General features: G+C 37.0%; 17 protein-coding genes. 5 read left to right on the top strand and 12 right to left on the bottom strand.

The features are described from left to right. Positions 1–22: 22 nt before the first annotated feature. The 4 genes from FS608_RS20120 to FS608_RS20135 form a co-directional block, all read right to left on the bottom strand. Complete coding sequence (locus tag FS608_RS20120) at positions 23–1,603, bottom strand: response regulator transcription factor (protein ID WP_144554357.1); 1,581 nt, start codon at positions 1,601–1,603, stop codon at positions 23–25. Continuing rightward, positions 1,581–3,377 (bottom strand): sensor histidine kinase, encoded by a 1,797-nt coding sequence (locus FS608_RS20125; protein ID WP_144554359.1) that lies wholly within the window; start codon positions 3,375–3,377, stop codon positions 1,581–1,583. The genes FS608_RS20120 and FS608_RS20125 overlap by 23 nt, the downstream gene beginning before the upstream one ends. A 147-nt stretch (positions 3,378–3,524) precedes the next feature. Continuing rightward, entirely contained in the window at positions 3,525–5,114 is a 1,590-nt protein-coding gene (locus tag FS608_RS20130; RefSeq protein WP_144554361.1) for a response regulator transcription factor, read from the bottom strand. Next, positions 5,111–6,931: a sensor histidine kinase gene (locus FS608_RS20135; protein WP_144554363.1), complete on the bottom strand. Its 1,821-nt coding sequence runs from the start codon at positions 6,929–6,931 to the stop codon at positions 5,111–5,113. Before FS608_RS20135 ends, FS608_RS20130 begins: the two co-directional genes overlap by 4 nt. A 205-nt stretch (positions 6,932–7,136) precedes the next feature. On the opposite strand from FS608_RS20135, the gene FS608_RS20140 reads away from it, so the two are divergent. The 3 genes from FS608_RS20140 to FS608_RS20150 all read left to right on the top strand — a co-directional run bounded on the left by FS608_RS20140 (position 7,137) and on the right by FS608_RS20150 (position 10,304). Continuing rightward, positions 7,137–8,105, top strand: coding sequence for a carbohydrate ABC transporter permease (locus tag FS608_RS20140; RefSeq protein ID WP_144554365.1), 969 nt, complete (start codon positions 7,137–7,139; stop codon positions 8,103–8,105). Further along, complete coding sequence (locus tag FS608_RS20145; protein ID WP_144554367.1) at positions 8,105–8,932, top strand: carbohydrate ABC transporter permease; 828 nt, start codon at positions 8,105–8,107, stop codon at positions 8,930–8,932. The genes FS608_RS20140 and FS608_RS20145 overlap by 1 nt, the downstream gene beginning before the upstream one ends. 76 nt (positions 8,933–9,008) lie before the next feature. Further along, positions 9,009–10,304: an ABC transporter substrate-binding protein gene (locus FS608_RS20150; RefSeq protein WP_144554369.1), complete on the top strand. Its 1,296-nt coding sequence runs from the start codon at positions 9,009–9,011 to the stop codon at positions 10,302–10,304. A 45-nt stretch (positions 10,305–10,349) separates the two neighbouring features. Here the strand turns inward: FS608_RS20150 and FS608_RS20155 are convergent, their stop codons facing one another. The 7 genes from FS608_RS20155 to FS608_RS20185 form a co-directional block, all read right to left on the bottom strand. Further along, on the bottom strand, positions 10,350–10,742 hold the full coding sequence (locus FS608_RS20155) for a globin domain-containing protein (protein WP_144554372.1): 393 nt from the start codon (positions 10,740–10,742) through the stop codon (positions 10,350–10,352). Positions 10,743–10,887: 145 nt separating this feature from the next. Beyond that, positions 10,888–11,274, bottom strand: coding sequence for a VOC family protein (locus tag FS608_RS20160; protein ID WP_144554373.1), 387 nt, complete (start codon positions 11,272–11,274; stop codon positions 10,888–10,890). A 258-nt stretch (positions 11,275–11,532) separates the two neighbouring features. After that, positions 11,533–12,366, bottom strand: coding sequence for a BglG family transcription antiterminator LicT (gene licT, locus FS608_RS20165; protein ID WP_144554374.1), 834 nt, complete (start codon positions 12,364–12,366; stop codon positions 11,533–11,535). Positions 12,367–12,531: 165 nt separating this feature from the next. Beyond that, positions 12,532–13,716, bottom strand: coding sequence for a tetratricopeptide repeat protein (locus FS608_RS20170; RefSeq protein ID WP_144554375.1), 1,185 nt, complete (start codon positions 13,714–13,716; stop codon positions 12,532–12,534). Positions 13,717–13,811: 95 nt separating this feature from the next. After that, positions 13,812–14,258, bottom strand: a complete 447-nt coding sequence (grpE, locus tag FS608_RS20175) for a nucleotide exchange factor GrpE (protein WP_186328827.1) — start codon at positions 14,256–14,258, stop codon at positions 13,812–13,814. 167 nt (positions 14,259–14,425) lie between these two features. Then, a complete protein-coding gene (locus FS608_RS20180) occupies positions 14,426–14,914 on the bottom strand; it encodes a hypothetical protein (RefSeq protein WP_144554377.1) in 489 nt (162 codons plus the stop codon). Between the two features lie 104 nt (positions 14,915–15,018). After that, positions 15,019–15,246, bottom strand: a complete 228-nt coding sequence (locus FS608_RS20185; protein WP_144554378.1) for a hypothetical protein — start codon at positions 15,244–15,246, stop codon at positions 15,019–15,021. A gap of 172 nt (positions 15,247–15,418) precedes the next feature. On the opposite strand from FS608_RS20185, the gene FS608_RS20190 reads away from it, so the two are divergent. Together FS608_RS20190 and FS608_RS20195 are read left to right on the top strand one after the other, a co-directional pair. After that, a complete protein-coding gene (locus FS608_RS20190; RefSeq protein ID WP_144554379.1) occupies positions 15,419–15,943 on the top strand; it encodes a DinB family protein in 525 nt (174 codons plus the stop codon). Positions 15,944–16,137: 194 nt separating this feature from the next. Next, complete coding sequence (locus FS608_RS20195; RefSeq protein WP_144554380.1) at positions 16,138–16,563, top strand: VOC family protein; 426 nt, start codon at positions 16,138–16,140, stop codon at positions 16,561–16,563. 101 nt (positions 16,564–16,664) lie between these two features. Here FS608_RS20195 and FS608_RS20200 read toward each other — a convergent pair whose 3' ends face one another. Further along, complete coding sequence (locus tag FS608_RS20200) at positions 16,665–17,270, bottom strand: exonuclease domain-containing protein (RefSeq protein ID WP_144554381.1); 606 nt, start codon at positions 17,268–17,270, stop codon at positions 16,665–16,667. Positions 17,271–17,279 lie beyond the last annotated feature (9 nt).

Genomic DNA, 17,279 nt, shown 5'->3' on the forward strand with positions numbered 1-17,279 from the left:
ATTCCCTTTCTTTCCTGAAAACTTAGGAATCTATGGCATTACGGAATTCAACCGGTGTCTGTCCTACATGTTTTTTAAAGACTGTACTAAAATACCCGGAGTTTGAAAAGCCAACTAAATTTGCTACATCAATGATTTTAAGTTGCTTATCTCTCAGAAATTGCTGGGCTTTATCCATTCGTAATTTCACCAGATAATCACTAAAATTCTGACCAACATAATTCTTAAAAGTCTCTGATAAATGAGCACTATTGATATGAAATAGTTCCGATAATAAGGTCAATGAAATCTCACTGGCATAATGCTGGTCCAAATAATTTCGAACACTATCCACGATTAACTTCCCATTTGAAAAGCGGGCCAAATGCACCTTTTCAATTATTAATAGGGCTAATTGAAGGAGGTTTTCAAGCACTTTACTCTGCGAATTAAGCTCCCAAATACTTTGTTGACAATTCCAAATCGTTTTTTGAATATCTTTTGTTTCGATATCATATTTTTTGGCAAGTGACCCTAACAGGAATAACACTCGATTGGCTGCAAACGAAAACGATAAAATCGATTGGTTTCCATCCCCTTGTAATAAGGATTGAATATTTTCTCTAAATGCTTCGAAGTTGGCATTTTCAATCGCATTGGTTAACTTTCTTTCAAAATCAGGTGAAAATTCAAACGCTTCCTCTTTCGTTATCGCCGCATCAATCACCTGGGATCGGGAGCCTAACTGACTTTGACTCCAAGCAAGCAAACTAGAAATATAACCTGTCTTAAAGCTAGTTAGTCCGGTGACAACATTCCCAATTCCTATAACTGTTTCTAAATTCAACAACCTTTTCACATTCTGTTGTAAACTTTTAACTAAATTAGAAGGAGTATTTAAATCAATTCGGATTAAAAAATGAACCATATTAGCATAGCTTGGGTCGTAAAAGGAATAAGTTCCTACATGCTCTTTTGAGATTTCCTTACATAGCATTTGAAAAGGAAGCCAGAGTTCTTTTAATCGATTGGGATTACCAAAACTCTCTCGAATTTCCACAGTTACAAATTGGACAACAGCGTTCTCATTGACAAGTTGCTCTAATTGAAGCTGGCGTAGTCTCTCGATGACTAAATTAAGCTCCAGCCATTCCTCTTTCACCAAATAAAGCAAGTATTGTTCCTGTACTTCTTGGAGTTGAGAATGAACAAGCTGACGCATCTGCGCTGTTTCAACCTGTTTTTGCCTCTCCGTCTCTATTTCTTTACAAATTTTTTGTAGGGATTCCACTAGTTCATCCGGGGCAACGGGTTTTAATAGATAGTCCTTAACCCCTTCCTTCATGGAACCACGGACCAATTCAAAATCGGAATAACCCGATAAAACGATCACTTTTACGTTTGGAAATTCCTGCTGACAGCGTTTTGCCAATTCAAGGCCATCCATTATTGGCATTCTCATATCTGTAAGGACTAAATCAACATTCATTTTCCCAAGTAATTCGAGTGCTTCTTTCCCATTGGAAGCCTCGCCAACGATTTGAAACCCTTCCTCTTCCCAATCCACTTTCATCCGCAAGCCTTTACGAATTTGAATTTCGTCATCCGCTATGATGACCTTCATCATGTATATCACCTCGGTCAAAATTAATACACAATGTAATCCTCGTGCCTACATTTTTTTCAGATTCAATCTTATACGAGAAATCTTGACCGTAGTAAAGCTTTAGTCGGCCAAGTACATTTTTTAGCCCAATACTGTTTCCTTTACTCGCTAAGACACTAATCGCTTCATTCTTTATTTCATCACTCATTAAATCTGATATTACTTCTTCGGACATGCCAATCCCTTTGTCTTCTAGAATTATCAATACTTGATTGTTAATTTTTTCAGTTTTTATAAAAATATCAGCCGTAGTTTTCTCTATAAAACTATATTTAACGGCATTTTCAACAAGCGGCTGGAGAATGAATTTAATGATAGGAAGATTTTTTGTCTCCGGATCCTCTACAAGATCAATCGTAATTGCATCCTCATATCTCACCTTTAAAATATCCGTATAGCTGCGGATATAGCTGATCTCTTCACCCAATCTCACCACATCATTTTGTGTATTCAAGGAGTACCTCATCATCCGGCCTAAGTAGATACTTACGTTCATGACTTCTTTATTTTTTCCTTGTACGGCTAATCCGCCAATAATTTCAAGCGTATTATTTAAAAAGTGAGGATTGATTTGCAGTAATAAAGCTTTGTATTCCGCATCTTTCCTACGAATGTTCGCTTCATATTCTGTTTCAATTAAATTCTTCAATTGGTCGACAGTATGGTCGAACACTTTTACCACGTAACCAACTTCATCGTTAGACGATTTAATCGTTGGCATAAAGCGTTTGGCACCTGAAAAATCCCCATGTTCGATAAATTTCATTGCTTTTGCTAGTTTTCCTAACGGTCTGACGATATTAGACGAAAGCACAAAAGAAGCAACAATCGTTAATAAAAAAACGAGGGCACTGATTAATAGTAGGTTGCGTTGTAGAATATTTACTTTAGAGAATAGGTCAGACTTGGTCACTTCACTAACTAGAATCCAATCACCTACTGCTAACTTTTGAAAAAACACAAAGTATTTTTCGCTGTGATAATCCGTTTCTAATAAACCCTTTTCCTTCTGACTGGTTTTTATTTTGGTTAAACTATTTTTCAATACCGATTTAGGGGTATCAATCTTCCCCTCTAACACATTTGCTCCCTGTTGATCTAATAAATATGCATGTCCATTTTTACCAATCGAGATTTTCTCTAAGGCTGTTTCTAGCAATGTTGAAGGGAAATTAACTTTAATAAATCCGTAGGAAACTATCGTATTCAAATCAACAAGGGGCAAAAGATAACTATTACTAGTTCCTTGTGCCGGCATATATGGATCAATATGTGATTTAACAAATCGCTGTTCATTAATAGTAAAGTCTTGAAACCAATCTAGGTTGCGTAAGTTCGAATTATTTCCCCATACTCCTTCACCGTTATTCAGAACGACAGAGATAGACATCCCATTTGAATTATTCACCATCATCGAGGAAAGCAGCATTTTCAGTTGATTCTTCTGTAACAAGCTCTGCTCTCTTGGTATTTCTTCATCTTTTTTTTCTAATCTTAACCACTGTTGTGTGGTTTGATTGACCAGGACCTGTTTTCCCAAATCCTCCGCCTGGGTTGTGATCGAGTCAGTATACATCGAGTATTGATCCATCGCTTCTATAGTTAAATCCTGCGTCTGGTCTTCAATAATAGATGTAAACCATCGAGGGATAATAATCGACAAAATGATTAAGGGAATCGTCAACAAACACGTAAATATAATGAATAAGCGATTCCGTAAGGAAAAAAACATAATATCCCCCCATACAAAAAGAAAACCCTTACAATCCACTTCTCAATTAATTAGATTTATTATTTATTCAATTTAACATATCCCCTATCAACTTACCACGGGTGATTTTATGCCAAAAAAAAAGCAGAAACCTGATTCCGGCTCTGCTCATTTCTGTTTTATATATGCTTCACGATATTCATTCGGGGTAATCCCCTCAACCTTTTTAAATACTTTCCGAAAATATTTGTCGTCTTGATAGCCAATCATATTGGCAATTTCATAGATTTTTAACTGGCTGTTTTTTAATAACGATTTCGCTTTTTTCATTCGAAATTTAACAATATAATCGGAGATATTGACGTTAAATTCTTGTTTAAATTTTCTCGAGATATATTCTCGGCTGATATAAAAATGATCGGAAATCTCTTGTAGTTTAACATCGCGGTCGAAGTTTGCCTGCAGGTATTTCTCAATTTCATATATAATGTTGCTATTTTTCTGAAGGGAGCTTTTGCTAACCTTCTTCAAAAAGATAGCAATCTCTCGTTTCTTTCTCTTTATGTATTCTTCTAACATGAAGGAACCGTTTTCGTTGAAAAATAAATCAAGTCGTTTTTGGATATCCTCTGCCGCTTTAATTGGAAGATGATAATGTTTAAACCATCTATTGCTGATCACCAAATATTCATTTTCTAATTGGAGCAGCTGTTTTATGGATAGATGGTTATTTTCCGTAAAGTCCTTGGTTATTTGATGAATTACTTCATCAAATGCATCCATTTTACCAACTTGTACAGCCAAATCAATACTGGCAGCATAGTCCATAAGGTTCCTTAATGCATGGGGAGTAGGGTTTTCTTGCACATAGATTCGACTTTCTATCTTATCTAAAATATTTGTATAAGAAAATATTTGCTTCGCGTGAAGATAGGAATCCAATAATCTGCCGTTCTTATTCACTCGTTTCCCTAAAGTAATCGGACAAGAGATATTCATCGTACTTTTAAGCGTCTTATAGATTCGGTTTAAAAGTTTTCCTATTTCCGCAAACTTTTTCCAGAAGATAATCAGCACTTCGCCTTTACTGGATAAGTATCGAAATCCAATTCCTGATTCATTTTCCAGCATGATTTCATTTATGACATTGAGAATCGTAAAGTAGGCTAAATCACGATCTCCTTGAAATACCTCCATGGTCTTGCCATTAATCCGGACAAGAGCCACTTGATAGTTGTCAGACGGATGAATTCCAAATCCCTCAAATAAATCGCCATTCAGATTATCACTATTCATCAGTTTGGTAAGCTTTCGGTCTCGATAAACTGGCTTCATTTCATTGATTAATTGTGTGCTGCTTTCTTTTCGCGCACGCTCTAAGGCTTCTTTTTTCCATTCATGCACGGCGGTTTCCAAGGTATGATTTAAGATTTCGGGATCAATCGGCTTTAGGAGATAGTCAGAACTGCCGAAATGAATCGCTTTTCGCATGTAGTGGTAATCATCATAACCTGTCACAACGATCGTCTTGCTGGTTGACTGATTTTCTTTGATCCATTCTAACAGCAAGACGCCATCCATTTTTGGCATCTTCATATCTGAAAAAATGATCTCTGGCTTATATTTTTGGATGAGATGAATGGCCTCCTCACCATTTCCTGCTTCATAAATTTCACTAATCCCATTTTGGTCCCACGCACCCAGTATCTTAATTCCTTCACGAACGTGCTTTTCATCATCAACGATTAATACTTTCATGCCTGCTCCACCTCTTTTTGGATAGCCTTTGGAAATTGAACGGTAACCGTAAATCCACATCCTTCATTACTATGAATCGACATATGTGCTTGATTAGTGTAATAAATTTGTAAGCGATCATAAATATTTTTTAAGCCAATCGCTTCTCTTTGCTCGTCTTCTCTTAATGCTCCATATAATAATTCTTGCCTGATTCTTTCCAACTGTTGACCATTTACACCGACTCCATTATCTTTTACCGTAATGCAAACCATTCCGTCCTCTTGGAGCTGACCGTCAATCTGAATGGATGCTTTATCGATTTGCTGGTCAAATCCATGCTTAAAGGAATTTTCTACAATAGGCTGCAGGATCATTTTCGGAATATGAATTTCTTGGACTTCTTTTGAAATATTTAAATCAAATTCAAACTGCTCGTCAAACCGTTGTTTTTGTAATAATAAATACGCTTTTACATGCATTAACTCCGAATGAATCGGAACAATATCTTCCTTCATATCCATGCTGTATCGCATGATTTTCGATAATGAAGTGAGTAATGAATAAACAGGAACAGCGTTGGATTTTAACGCTAAGGTTCCTATCGATTGAAGGGCATTATATAAGAAATGCGGGTTAATCTGCGAACGCAGTACTCTTAGTTGTGATTCTTTGTTTTCGATTGCGAGTTTATATTCTCTCTCAATTAAATCATTGATTTTGGCGATCATTAATTTGAAATGTCTTCCCAACATCCCCATCTCATCGTTACCCAACGAATCAAAGTCTGCCTCAAATACACCTTGTTCTACCTTTTTCATGTTATCGATTAATACTTTAATCGGTGCCGTAAGCTTAAAGGAAACAAACATCGTGGCGATTAACACAAATATAAGCGTCACAATCCCAATGACAATATTAATTAGTGCTGTTTCCCTGGCACTCTGATAGAGCACATGGTAAGGAATCCGTTTAACAATATACCAATTCTTGTAGGGAGAGGAAAACTTATCATAGACAATCACTCCATTGAATTGCTGATCCTTCCATTCCGTACTTTTATTAGAAGAGGGCTCTTTTTTTATAAACCTAAACCATTTTTCCTTATTTTCCTTGCCAATCATCGATTCATTTGAGGAATAAATAATCGCCCCATTTTCATCCATAATATACAAGTCTTCCATATCCTTTGTAAATAATCGTCCTGCAATCGCACTTATTTTTGAAAGATTAATATCAATCGACAAAAAGCCTAACAGCTTATCAGACGGAACGTCACGAAGGATGTTATGAAAGCTGAGGACATTCTTCTTTTCAGAATTTGGAATGACGGAAATATTGTTATAGCTGTACATTTCATGTGGTGGTTCGATTAGCGAAAAGCCATCATAGCGAGTTAACCTCGAATAGTAAGGGTGAGAAAAAACACTTTCATATTTTCCTCTACCGCTTATTCTTGAATGATAATTTGTATATGAATCTTTTCCAATATCAATATAGAGATGCATTTGTTCAATTTCAGGACGGGTATTAAATAAATAGGCTAGAGCCCGGCGAACTTCTTCCTGATTTGAATTTAACTTTTGTGAAAGACCATCCCTCATCACATTCATGAAGGGAGTATAGCGGTAAAGTACGGACGACATCTGGGCAACATCTTCTAAATAAACCGTAAGTTCGTCTGCACCTTTGACAATTAGATCATGATTGGTCGAAACAAAACGGTTATTGAGAGAATTTGTTGTTTGATAATATGTAATCGCGATCGAGCTTCCAAAAGGCAGGACCGTGACAAGCATTAAAAATATAATCAGCTTTTTACGAATACCCCAGTGCATAGATCATCTTGGTTAGTTAACAGTGAACTAACCTTCCTCCACTTAATGAATTTTCTCCATTGTAACAACATTCTTTATCCATTCCTATGGCATTTATTGACTTGTCTTCTATTTGGACTGTTCAATATATTCCACCCTACTGGTCAATGTAAGCCGTTTCATAATTTTCTGGATTCTCTAAAATGGAATTATGGAGGTGCAGGTTATGAATAGCCAAAGTAAGTTGGAAAAAGTAGAAACCTCAGTCTTAGAAGTTCACAGAAACGAAGCGGTTTCGAAATCAGTTTCCTTAAATAAGCACAAGAAACTGAAAGATGCAGGATTATTTGCTTTATTTGTGGGGCCCGTTTTGCTAGCTTTTACCCTGATTGTTCTGATTCCTTTTTTTACAGGTATATATTATGCCTTTACAGACTGGAACGGGATCACGGGAGCGGTCAAATGGGTCGGCTTGGACAACTTTAAGTACATCTTTACCGAGGACAAGCAATTCCAAGCTTCCTTCAAACTTACAACGAAATATACCATTGTTGCGATTCTCTTAACAAATGTCATTGGATTTGGATTAGCCCTACTTGTCACACAAATGCTAAAAACAAGAAATATCTTACGAACCGTTTTCTTCATGCCAAACTTGATTGGCGGCCTTTTATTAGGTTTTATCTGGCAGTTCATTTTTGTAAAAGGTTTCTCATCGATTGGACAGTTAACAAAGATTCCCCTTTTTGAAATAGCTTGGTTAGGAGATGCGAATACGGCCTTCTGGGGAATTGTGATTGTCAGTGTTTGGCAAGGTGCAGGCTATATTATGATCATCTATATCGCTGCACTCCAAAACGTTCCTCAAGAATTAATTGAAGCAGCGAAAATAGACGGGGCAAATAGGTGGCAGATCCTTCGCCACATTACCATGCCGCTCGTCGCACCCGCCGTTACCATCTGTTTATTTTTAACAACAGCATCTTCCTTTAAAGTCTTTGATGCAAACCTATCTTTGACAAATGGCGGTCCATTTAAGTCTACTGAAATGTTAGCACTTAACATTTATACTGAAGCCTTTGTAAATAATCGTTACGGAATTGGTGAAGCAAAAGCACTGATATTCTTCCTTGTTGTTGCAGCAATTTCAGTCATTCAAGTAACTTATTCGAAGAAAAAGGAGGTTGAGTCCTAATGGGAAACAGGTATACAGGAAAAACATTTATTGTTGAGATCCTTGCTATCCTGCTCGGTCTAGCCTTTTTAGTCCCTTTTTATTATGTGATCTCAAACTCCTTGAAACCTTTCGCTGATATTTTATCTAACACCTCGGCCTTGCCGAAGGTTCTGGAGTTACAGAACTATGTGAGTGCTTTCGAAAAATTGAACTATCTTAAAGTATTTTCAAACTCATTAATAGTAACTGTTGTCAGTAATGTAGTTCTAGTGATCTTTTGTTCGATGGCAGCGTATATGCTGGTCCGAACAAGAAAGAAAATTAGCCATGTAATTTTCATGACATTTGTGGCAGCCATGATCATTCCGTTTCAATCAATCATGATCCCGCTTATCAAAACAGCCAGTACCTTTGGACTTCTAAATAGCGTATGGGGCCTTGTCATCATGTACCTTGGCTTTGGCTCAGGGATGACCATTTTCTTGTATCACGGATTTATTAAAGGGATTCCAGTTGAACTTGAAGAGGCAGCTATCATCGACGGCTGTACAAGGTTTGGCGTTTTTTGGAGAATCGTGTTTCCATTGTTAAAACCAATTACCGTGACTATTGTGATTTTAAATAGCTTATGGATTTGGAATGACTTCCTATTGCCATCACTTGTGCTCCAGGATCCGGAATTAAAAACGATTCCTTTAGCAACGTTCTCCTTCTTTGGACAGTATACAAAGCAATGGGATTTGGCTTTAGCCGCCTTAGTCATGGGCATTGTTCCATTATTAATCTTCTTCTTTGCGATGCAAAAACACATTATTAAAGGAATTACCAGTGGTTCTATTAAGTAGGAACAACCTCTGCTGTCTGCATGACAGATAGCAGAGACAAATATAAAATAGATTTATATATCAGGAGGGAATTTTAATGGGGATCAAAAAGTATTCTTTACTTGCAGGTGTTCTATCCGCATCACTACTATTAGCAACAGCTTGTTCTAGTGACAGTGCATCTAGTGATAAAAAAAGTGGTGGGAAAGATGGGAAAGTAGTAGTCGATCTTTTTAATGGTAAGGTAGAAATTGCTGACCAATTGAAAGCGTTAACAGATCAATATACAAAAGAGCATCCCGACGTTACTTTTAATATTGAAACTGTTGGTGGCGGTGCAGATGGATCGGCAGCTTTAAAAGCTAAGTTTGCTTCCAACAAGGCTCCGGATATCTTTGGCAATGGCGGTTATCAAGAGGCTCAAACATGGAAAGATAAATTCGAGGATTTATCCGATCAGCCGTGGGTAAAAGATGCTTATGAAAATGCCTTAAAGCCAATGACAATCGATGGAAAAATTTATGGACAGCCAGTTAATATGGAAGGCTATGGCTTTGCCTACAATAAGAAACTATTTGCAAAAGCCGGTATTACAGAACTGCCAAAAACATTCACGGAGTTAGAAGCTGCGTCGAAAAAACTAAAATCAGCTGGAATTACACCTTTCTCTGTCGGCTATGCAGAATGGTGGGTTTTAGCAAATCATGGGCTTAACGTTCCATTTGCTTACCAACAAGCAGATGAAGAGAACTACATCCAAGGTTTAAACGAAGGGACAGCGAAAATCGAGGGTAACAAATACTTCGACGACTACTTCAAGCTTGTCGATTTAACGATTAAGTATGGCAACAAAAATCCTTTAACAACTGACTACAACACAGAAGTAACTCAATTTGCGAACGGCGAAACAGCAATGATTCAGCAAGGTAACTGGATTCAGCCAATGCTTGATAAATTAAATCCAGGCATGGAAGTGGGCTTCATTCCAATGGCACTTACTGATGATGCTGCTCAAGCAGATAAATTAATGGTTGACGTTCCAACTAACTGGGTAATTCATAACAAAGCTCCTGAAGCCGATAAAAAAGCGGCAAAGGATTTCTTAAACTGGATGGTTACCTCTGAAGAAGGGAAAACAGCTCTAGTTAAGGAGTTCAAGTACATCCCTGCTTTTAAAACAATTGAAGCAAAAGCGGAAGATATTGGACCTCTAGGTGCAGAACTTCAAAAGTATTCTCAAGAAGGCAAAACTTACTCTTGGCAGTTCATGAAATATCCTGATGGTGCAGGTCAAGAATTCGGTGCCTCACTTCAAGCCTATGTTGGCGGCCAAAAATCTAAAGCAGAAACAGAAAAAGCTTTGGATGCTACTTGGGCTAAGTTAAAGAAATAGGATTTCATTCAAAAGGCTCCTCTCAATTTGAGAAGAGCCTTTTGATTATTCACGATCCGGGCTATTGACCATAATTCCAGCCACTTGCGTTAACCGGTCATAAAACGCCGGCCCGGCAGGTTGTTGATCAAGTCCAATTTCTTCAAATGCTTCTTTCATGCAGCGAAGCCAGCATTTTGCCCTTCTTGGCGTTACTTCAAATGGCAGATGCCGATGTCTCATGGCAGGCGGTCCAAATTCCTGACTGTAAAGGGCAGGACCTCCTAAAAATTGCGGCAAAAACATCCGCTGTTTACGCTTTATTTCTTCCATATCCCCTTCAAACAATGGTCTTAGTTCTGGGTCGGCATATACACGCGGATAAAAAGCATTAACCAATTTATCTATTGTTTCTTGCCCGCCTATTTCATCATAGATTGATTTAAAATTGTAATCCACGTTTCGTCACCATCCAACTTTAGTTTTTCCCCTGTTTTTGTTTATTATAATGGTAAAAAGGATGGGTTTTTGTGATTTAAATCACTTTAAATAGAGAAATACAAAAGTTTCCAAACTTCATGAAAAAGAATCAGAATCAAAACAGCTAGACTGGAGCTACCAATTCCACTTTAATGCGATCTGGATCTTCGAAAAAAACAGCATAATGAGTTTCTCCGCCGGCAAATGGATGTTTATCCATATAAAGAATATTTACCCCTTTTACCTTCAAGTGCATTGTTATTTCATCCACCTGTTCTCTCGATTCGGCATGAAAAGCTAAATGATTAAGACCTACTCGAGAGCGATGGTACGAGACATCCAAAAATCGTTCTTCCGCCTGAACAAAAACAAGATAGGTTTCTCCATGTTTCCAGCTGATGCCAGACTCCCATTTTTGGTAGGGAACGTAACCTAATTCAGTTAAGATCCAGCCCCAAAACTCACTTGATTTGCTGAGGTTGGAAACATAGATTTCTACATGGTGCAACATACCTTCTATCTCCTTTTATAAGACCTATTTTTCACCAATTGTATCATTTTAAAAATAGATACGGCCCAGATAGATTCGCTTATTAAAATACTAGAAACTTATAATTTATTTGAAGGAATCATACAAAAAACGCCGATAACCAAAAAGGCTATTGACGTCTTACAGTTGTCCTCTATTAGTAGAAATCACATCTTATGCCAGAAAAATGAGATTAGCATGCGCTTTCATGTCAACGCTTTCTAATAAAGTAATTCCTGACTAGTTACGATTTACGACTCGTTCAATATGAATCGTAAGATAGGACATTTCTTCCTTTGTTATTTTATAATTATGGGTTTTCTCAATAAACTCCGCTATTTTTCCGGTACATATAAAGGCATCTGGATACTTTATTTTCACCATATCATAAAGATAATCATCTGGACTTTCCAAGTTTTTTTCACTAAAAAGGCGTTGCGCAAAAAACTTTAAATGGGTAAGGAATCGGAAATAATTCAACGATTCTTCATCAATTTCAATTTTGAAATGATATTTCACTATATTTAAAATATCTTGAATTAATTTTGTCATATTGACGACATTGGGCATTTCTTCGTTGAGTTCCGCATTGACAATATGCATGGCGATAAAACCAGCTTCATCTTCAGGAAGAGTAATCCCAAGCATTTCTTCGATCTTTTTAATCGCTTTCAAACCAATCGCAAATTCATCACTATAAATTCTTTTGATCTCCCATAATAAAGCATTAGAGATAAGTAAACCCTTTTTATTTCTCTCAATGGCAAAAGTTATATGATCGGTTAATGATACATAGATACTATCATTTAACTTTTTTCCTAGTCTTTCTTTGGCATAGGAAATAATCCTTTCTGATACATCCATGTATTCTAAAGGAACATCGTATAACAACGTTTTAAACTTTTCCGAAACATCTTTATTGTCCAATTTGAAGGTCTTCTCGATCCTACTTTCATCCACATCATCCCCGGGCCTCTTTTGAAACGCAATTCCCCGGCCCATGATCACTAATTCTTTATTCTGCGCATCCAAAACACTGATAACATTATTATTAATTACCTTCGCGATTTTCATATAAATCACCTTTTTGTGAAGTTTTATAAAAAAAAAAACCTAAAACTAATAATGAGTATTATTAGTTTTAGGTTTTGCCTGATTTAACAGTAACAATCCTATTATTTAAAAAGTTAATTCAAATATTATCACTTTTTGAAAGGGTATGCAATATTTTTTGGTTCTTTAAGATTTATCTTCCGCTTTGATTTGATTCATCAGTAACATCGCTTCTACTGAGGTCCACTCTTGTTTATAATCGGTCAGAATTTTTCCCAAAAACGGCAGAGCATCAATGGTATTCCCATCCTCAATCAATACCTTTGCTTTACCAAGCAGCAATTCATCTATATATGGTGAATAAACATAGTGATGGCTGGTTTGAGAAAAGAAGTTATCGTAAAGATAGTGAATGTTCTCCTTTTCATTCAGCCTTTGCTTTGATTCAATTAAAAAGAACATGGCATCATCTGAGAAGTATTCATTTGGCTCTAGTGATAGACTCTTTTCCATTTGTGCCGCTGCGGCCCTGTAATCCTTATTTCTAAACGATGTTAAGCCTTTTCTATAAGTACTTAAACCAGCTTTCGTAGAAGACTCTAACCTGCTTTTGGTGTCTTGAGGTTCTGGTGGTCTTTCCTCCCCTTCGTTCTGTCCCTTTGAACCTACTGACTCCTTCTTAAAAATTTCTGTTTTTGGTGGAATTCCTTGTTTCTGAATCACTGGCTCCGCCTCTTTTTGTTGGCTGAAAACCCGTAAACCAACCCCTCCCATCAATAAAGAAGCAGCCAAACTTGATCCTATGATAAGACGCTTGGACCAGCCATTTTTGAACGATTTTTTCTCCACACCATTTGGTTCTAGTGACTGATAAGCTTCTAACAATAGTTTCAAATCGCGAATAATGGAACTGTTTTTCACATAAAGAGGCATGTGATTTATTTCTTGAAGTACACCTTTTTCTTCTCCAGTTACAATCAGGGCCAATAAATAGCCATGGTAAAAGTCAACCGGTAAAGGAAGTTCCGTTTGAAAAGTTAGAAGATCGTGAAAAATATTTTTCGCCAGATGAAATTCTCCAGCGTCGACCAAATGCAAGGCCTGATTGTAGTTCTGATATAGCTCATCATAAACAGGAATTTTCTCCTCTAGCATTTGCCTAGTGCTTAGGTGATTTGCCGTTTGTAAGTTTTTCCATTCTTTCAGTGCTTGCTGAGGAAACCCAGAAAGAACATGAAGTAACCCAAGTGCCCAGCTTACATCGGCACATAAAGGATACTCCTTTATCATCGTTTCCAGAATAAGCGAAGCCTCTTCAAACTGCTCCGCTTGTAAGTACTGAATAGCTAGGTTATATGATTGTATCTCCATCTAATCGCCTCTAAACCCCAAAAATAAACTTGTCTATTTTGACCATTCTAGAAATGTACACAATTGAAGACATTTTAACGCTCCCCCTTAAAAAATTAATATATAGTAATGACTTTTGCATCACGGATTAGTTTTCCTGTGTCTTTATGACGGAAACCACGTTCGTGAACCCCAAAGACTTGAAACTTTTGTAATTCTGCCTGAAAACTTTCCGGAATCGTGCCAATACTAGTCATGGTGCCACTATTCATAAATTCACCTAATGACTTAATTTCCTCAATACCATAGGAATCTAGAAGTTTGAGATAGTCATTAATAATCACTTCTATTTGCTCCCCCCATTCTTTAAGATACATTTTTAAAGCTGAATGATAGATTAAATCCATTGCGTCAACAGCTTGGATGGTCAAATGGATTAGTTCATTTACCTCCTGTTGATGGTATATCTTGTTCTTTTCGGGCTCAATATCCATTTTCGTGATAGGCTTCAATTCTTGCAGCTTTTTTCTAAATTCTTGAATGTAGGTACTCTCATTGGTCACCGTTCGCATCCCTCCGAGTTAATAGTCATGTTCAATGGCCGCTTTATTTTTTAGTGGTCTTTTGTGATATATATGATGGACATCCACTAACTTTTCTCGAAATTTAACGAAAAAAAGAAACACCAGATGAAAACAGCATCTACGAACTGTTTTACATATGGTGTCTCCTATGAGAATAATTTTTGAAGTAGAGATTTAGGTTTTTTACGCAATTTATCTACCGAGCTCTGAAGACCGTACATGATCACTGATTTACTCATAAATAAAAGAACCATTTGGTAAGGTTTTAGTCTAACAAGAGAGGCAATTCCTAGTCTTTTTAATATAAACATCCCAGGATATGCAAAAAGAGTATCAAAAATAAAATTTAAAAAAAGGTATCGAGGAAATTTACCAAATGTCCATTTTAAAATCCATAATGACCCGACAAAAAATGGACCCAGCATGAATGGCAATTCGCCTATTACTTTAGGATTAACCCTTTCATAGATCCGCCACCACACTCTTTTTTTGGCGAGAATACTTTCAACACCTACCCAGATGAACATAAATATAGCCCCTGGAAATAAACGCTTGATTGTTCGTTTCCCCATGAAAGGCATCGACAACCAAGGCAGGATCATGATAACGAGTAAAATCATTTTATTTTTTCTCATCTATGTGCCATTCCTTTTTCTTCCTAGAATGCACAAAATTAAAGAAAACTATTTATGATTTTATAAAAATATTTTTTTCTTTAAATTGGAATAACATATAAATACTATTTCTTTGTATAATATGCAAGGAACCACAAAAGAAGCGGCAGAAGTCCTGCTAGTCTAAACCAACCCTCCGCACCGCCAACGTATAGAGAAATCGTTGGTAAGGCAAGGGCAATTCCACTCCATAAAAACCCTTTCCAAGATTTTTTCCAAACACCCCAAACAAAGAGCAACGCAGATGCTCCGATTAATAGCCAATAGACGATTCCTACCAAGAAAAAATCCATCATTTCTCCCCCTTATTATGATATTTCTTATCTATTTATCATATGAATCTGCTAACGTACTGTCCGTACATATATTTAGATTTAACTCACTATTTACGATTTGTGGTAAAATTAATTGTGATAATTTCCGAAAATTCAATTTTGTCATAAGAATTAGGAGGGAGAAATTGAAATGTTACAACGCCCACAAGTAAGTGAGTACCCAGAATATTATAATCCGTATGTAAATCTAGTTCCTGATGGTGATCTATTATCACTTTTGAAAGAACATTTGGTAAAAACAATCGAGCTTTTCGAGTCACTATCGGAAGAGGCTGGCCACTTTCGTTATTCTGAAAATAAATGGAGCATCAAAGAAGTACTTTGCCATATGGCGGATACGGAAAGAATTATGAGCTATCGGCTTCTCCGCGTCGGGCGAGGGGACCAGACTGCTTTGGCGGGTTTTGATGAAAATGAATATATTCAAGGGTCACAAATTCATAAATTACCCATAAAAAATATTCTTGAAGACTTTATCGCTACTAGAAAAGCTACCCTTACTCTAATTCAAAATATGCCGGAAGAGGCTTGGGCAAACATTGGCTTTGCCAATAACACGGAAGTCACTACCCGTGCCATCGCCTATATTATCGCTGGCCACGCCTTCCATCATTTTAATATTATTAGTGATCGATACCTGCCATTATTAAAATAGACTTATAACGAGCCCGTGGGAAAATTTATCCTGCGGGCTCAATTTATTGTTGCGAACATAAGTTCCCCGTTTTATAATAGAATTATCGGTAATAATAAGAAGTGGGACGCACTAATCAGCATGTCCACTACGGCTTATATCCGATCGAAGGTCTCAAAAAAAATACACTTTTTACTAAGGAGAGGTTATTAATTATGTCATTACGTTTGATTCCCTATTTAGTGATGGATGGAAATGCGAAGGAAGCCATTCAATTTTACGAAAAAGCTCTAGATGCACAAGTTCTTTTTTCACAATCATTCGGAGAAATGCCAGATAACCCTGATTTTCCACTACCAGCTGAAGCGAAAGACCGTATAAGTCATGCGACGATTAAAGTGGGAGAAACAGAACTAATGTTTTCCGACACCTTCCCTGGCCAACCACATCAAAGCGGTAATCAAGTGACCATCTGTATTTCAACGAACGACAGAGACCAAGCACATAAATTCTTTGAAGCCCTGCAACAAGGCGGTCAAGTAACCATGCCTCTTCAAGAAACATTTTTCAGCCCAGCATACGGCAGTGTAATCGATAAATTCGGTATAACTTTCCAAATTTTCACTGAGGGCAGACAATAGATTCGTACATAAGAGAAGTAAACAATTAACCCGGTCCATTATGTGACCGGGCTTTTTTTGCCAACCTAACAAAAAAACTAATCAAGCGCTTGATTAGTTTTTTAACCCATTTTTGATCGTGTAACGGCTGGCTGATATTTTCTCATCGGGGACTTTTCTAACACTTCTTGAAGATAATAGTTTCCATTTGGACTTGTTTTCTTGAGCAGCTCCAACAAGTATGTAATATCATCTAGTGCTCTATGTGTTTGGTAGTCTGTGATGTTGTGTGCCTGTAATAGGGTCAGTAATTTTCCATTTGGAAAGCCGTAATTTTTCCAAGGGATGTTCCTCATCGTACAGTACCATTTCAGATCGTTGACTTCAGGATACATATGATAAAGAAAGCTTCGGTCGAAGGAAGCATTATGAGCAAACACTGAATCAGCACGATGGAAGTATGTTTTTATTTTTACATCATAAAAGCTTTTCCCTTGAACCAGTTCATATGGGATTCCATGAACTCGATACGCTGAGTCATAATTATTTCTTGCTGTACGGGAGAGCGGCTCACGTAAAAAGGAATCTTCTTCGATAATATCGATTACCTCGCCAGTGTCGGCTCGATAAGAAAATAACTTTAAGGCAAGTTCAATTACTTCATCTTTAGTTGGTCCTAAACCGGTAGTCTCAACATCTAATACTAAACCCAATTTTTCTGATCTCATCTACATGAT

It is taken from the genome of Bacillus sp. X1(2014) (assembly GCF_007678255.1).

Excerpts from the sequence above, each read along its gene's own strand:
- licT (WP_144554374.1), bottom strand. The coding sequence starts at position 12,366 with ATGAAAATCGCGAAGGTAATTAATAATAATGTTATCAGTGTTTTGGAT.
- FS608_RS20125 (WP_144554359.1), bottom strand. The coding sequence starts at position 3,377 with ATGTTTTTTTCCTTACGGAATCGCTTATTCATTATATTTACGTGTTTG.
- FS608_RS20160 (WP_144554373.1), bottom strand. The coding sequence starts at position 11,274 with ATGTTGCACCATGTAGAAATCTATGTTTCCAACCTCAGCAAATCAAGT.
- FS608_RS20190 (WP_144554379.1), top strand. The coding sequence starts at position 15,419 with ATGTTACAACGCCCACAAGTAAGTGAGTACCCAGAATATTATAATCCG.
- FS608_RS20145 (WP_144554367.1), top strand. The coding sequence starts at position 8,105 with ATGGGAAACAGGTATACAGGAAAAACATTTATTGTTGAGATCCTTGCT.
- FS608_RS20135 (WP_144554363.1), bottom strand. The coding sequence starts at position 6,931 with ATGCACTGGGGTATTCGTAAAAAGCTGATTATATTTTTAATGCTTGTC.
- FS608_RS20180 (WP_144554377.1), bottom strand. The coding sequence starts at position 14,914 with ATGAGAAAAAATAAAATGATTTTACTCGTTATCATGATCCTGCCTTGG.
- FS608_RS20120 (WP_144554357.1), bottom strand. The coding sequence starts at position 1,603 with ATGAAGGTCATCATAGCGGATGACGAAATTCAAATTCGTAAAGGCTTG.
- FS608_RS20140 (WP_144554365.1), top strand. The coding sequence starts at position 7,137 with ATGAATAGCCAAAGTAAGTTGGAAAAAGTAGAAACCTCAGTCTTAGAA.
- FS608_RS20130 (WP_144554361.1), bottom strand. The coding sequence starts at position 5,114 with ATGAAAGTATTAATCGTTGATGATGAAAAGCACGTTCGTGAAGGAATT.
- FS608_RS20170 (WP_144554375.1), bottom strand. The coding sequence starts at position 13,716 with ATGGAGATACAATCATATAACCTAGCTATTCAGTACTTACAAGCGGAG.
- FS608_RS20195 (WP_144554380.1), top strand. The coding sequence starts at position 16,138 with ATGTCATTACGTTTGATTCCCTATTTAGTGATGGATGGAAATGCGAAG.
- FS608_RS20200 (WP_144554381.1), bottom strand. The coding sequence starts at position 17,270 with ATGAGATCAGAAAAATTGGGTTTAGTATTAGATGTTGAGACTACCGGT.
- FS608_RS20150 (WP_144554369.1), top strand. The coding sequence starts at position 9,009 with ATGGGGATCAAAAAGTATTCTTTACTTGCAGGTGTTCTATCCGCATCA.
- FS608_RS20185 (WP_144554378.1), bottom strand. The coding sequence starts at position 15,246 with ATGGATTTTTTCTTGGTAGGAATCGTCTATTGGCTATTAATCGGAGCA.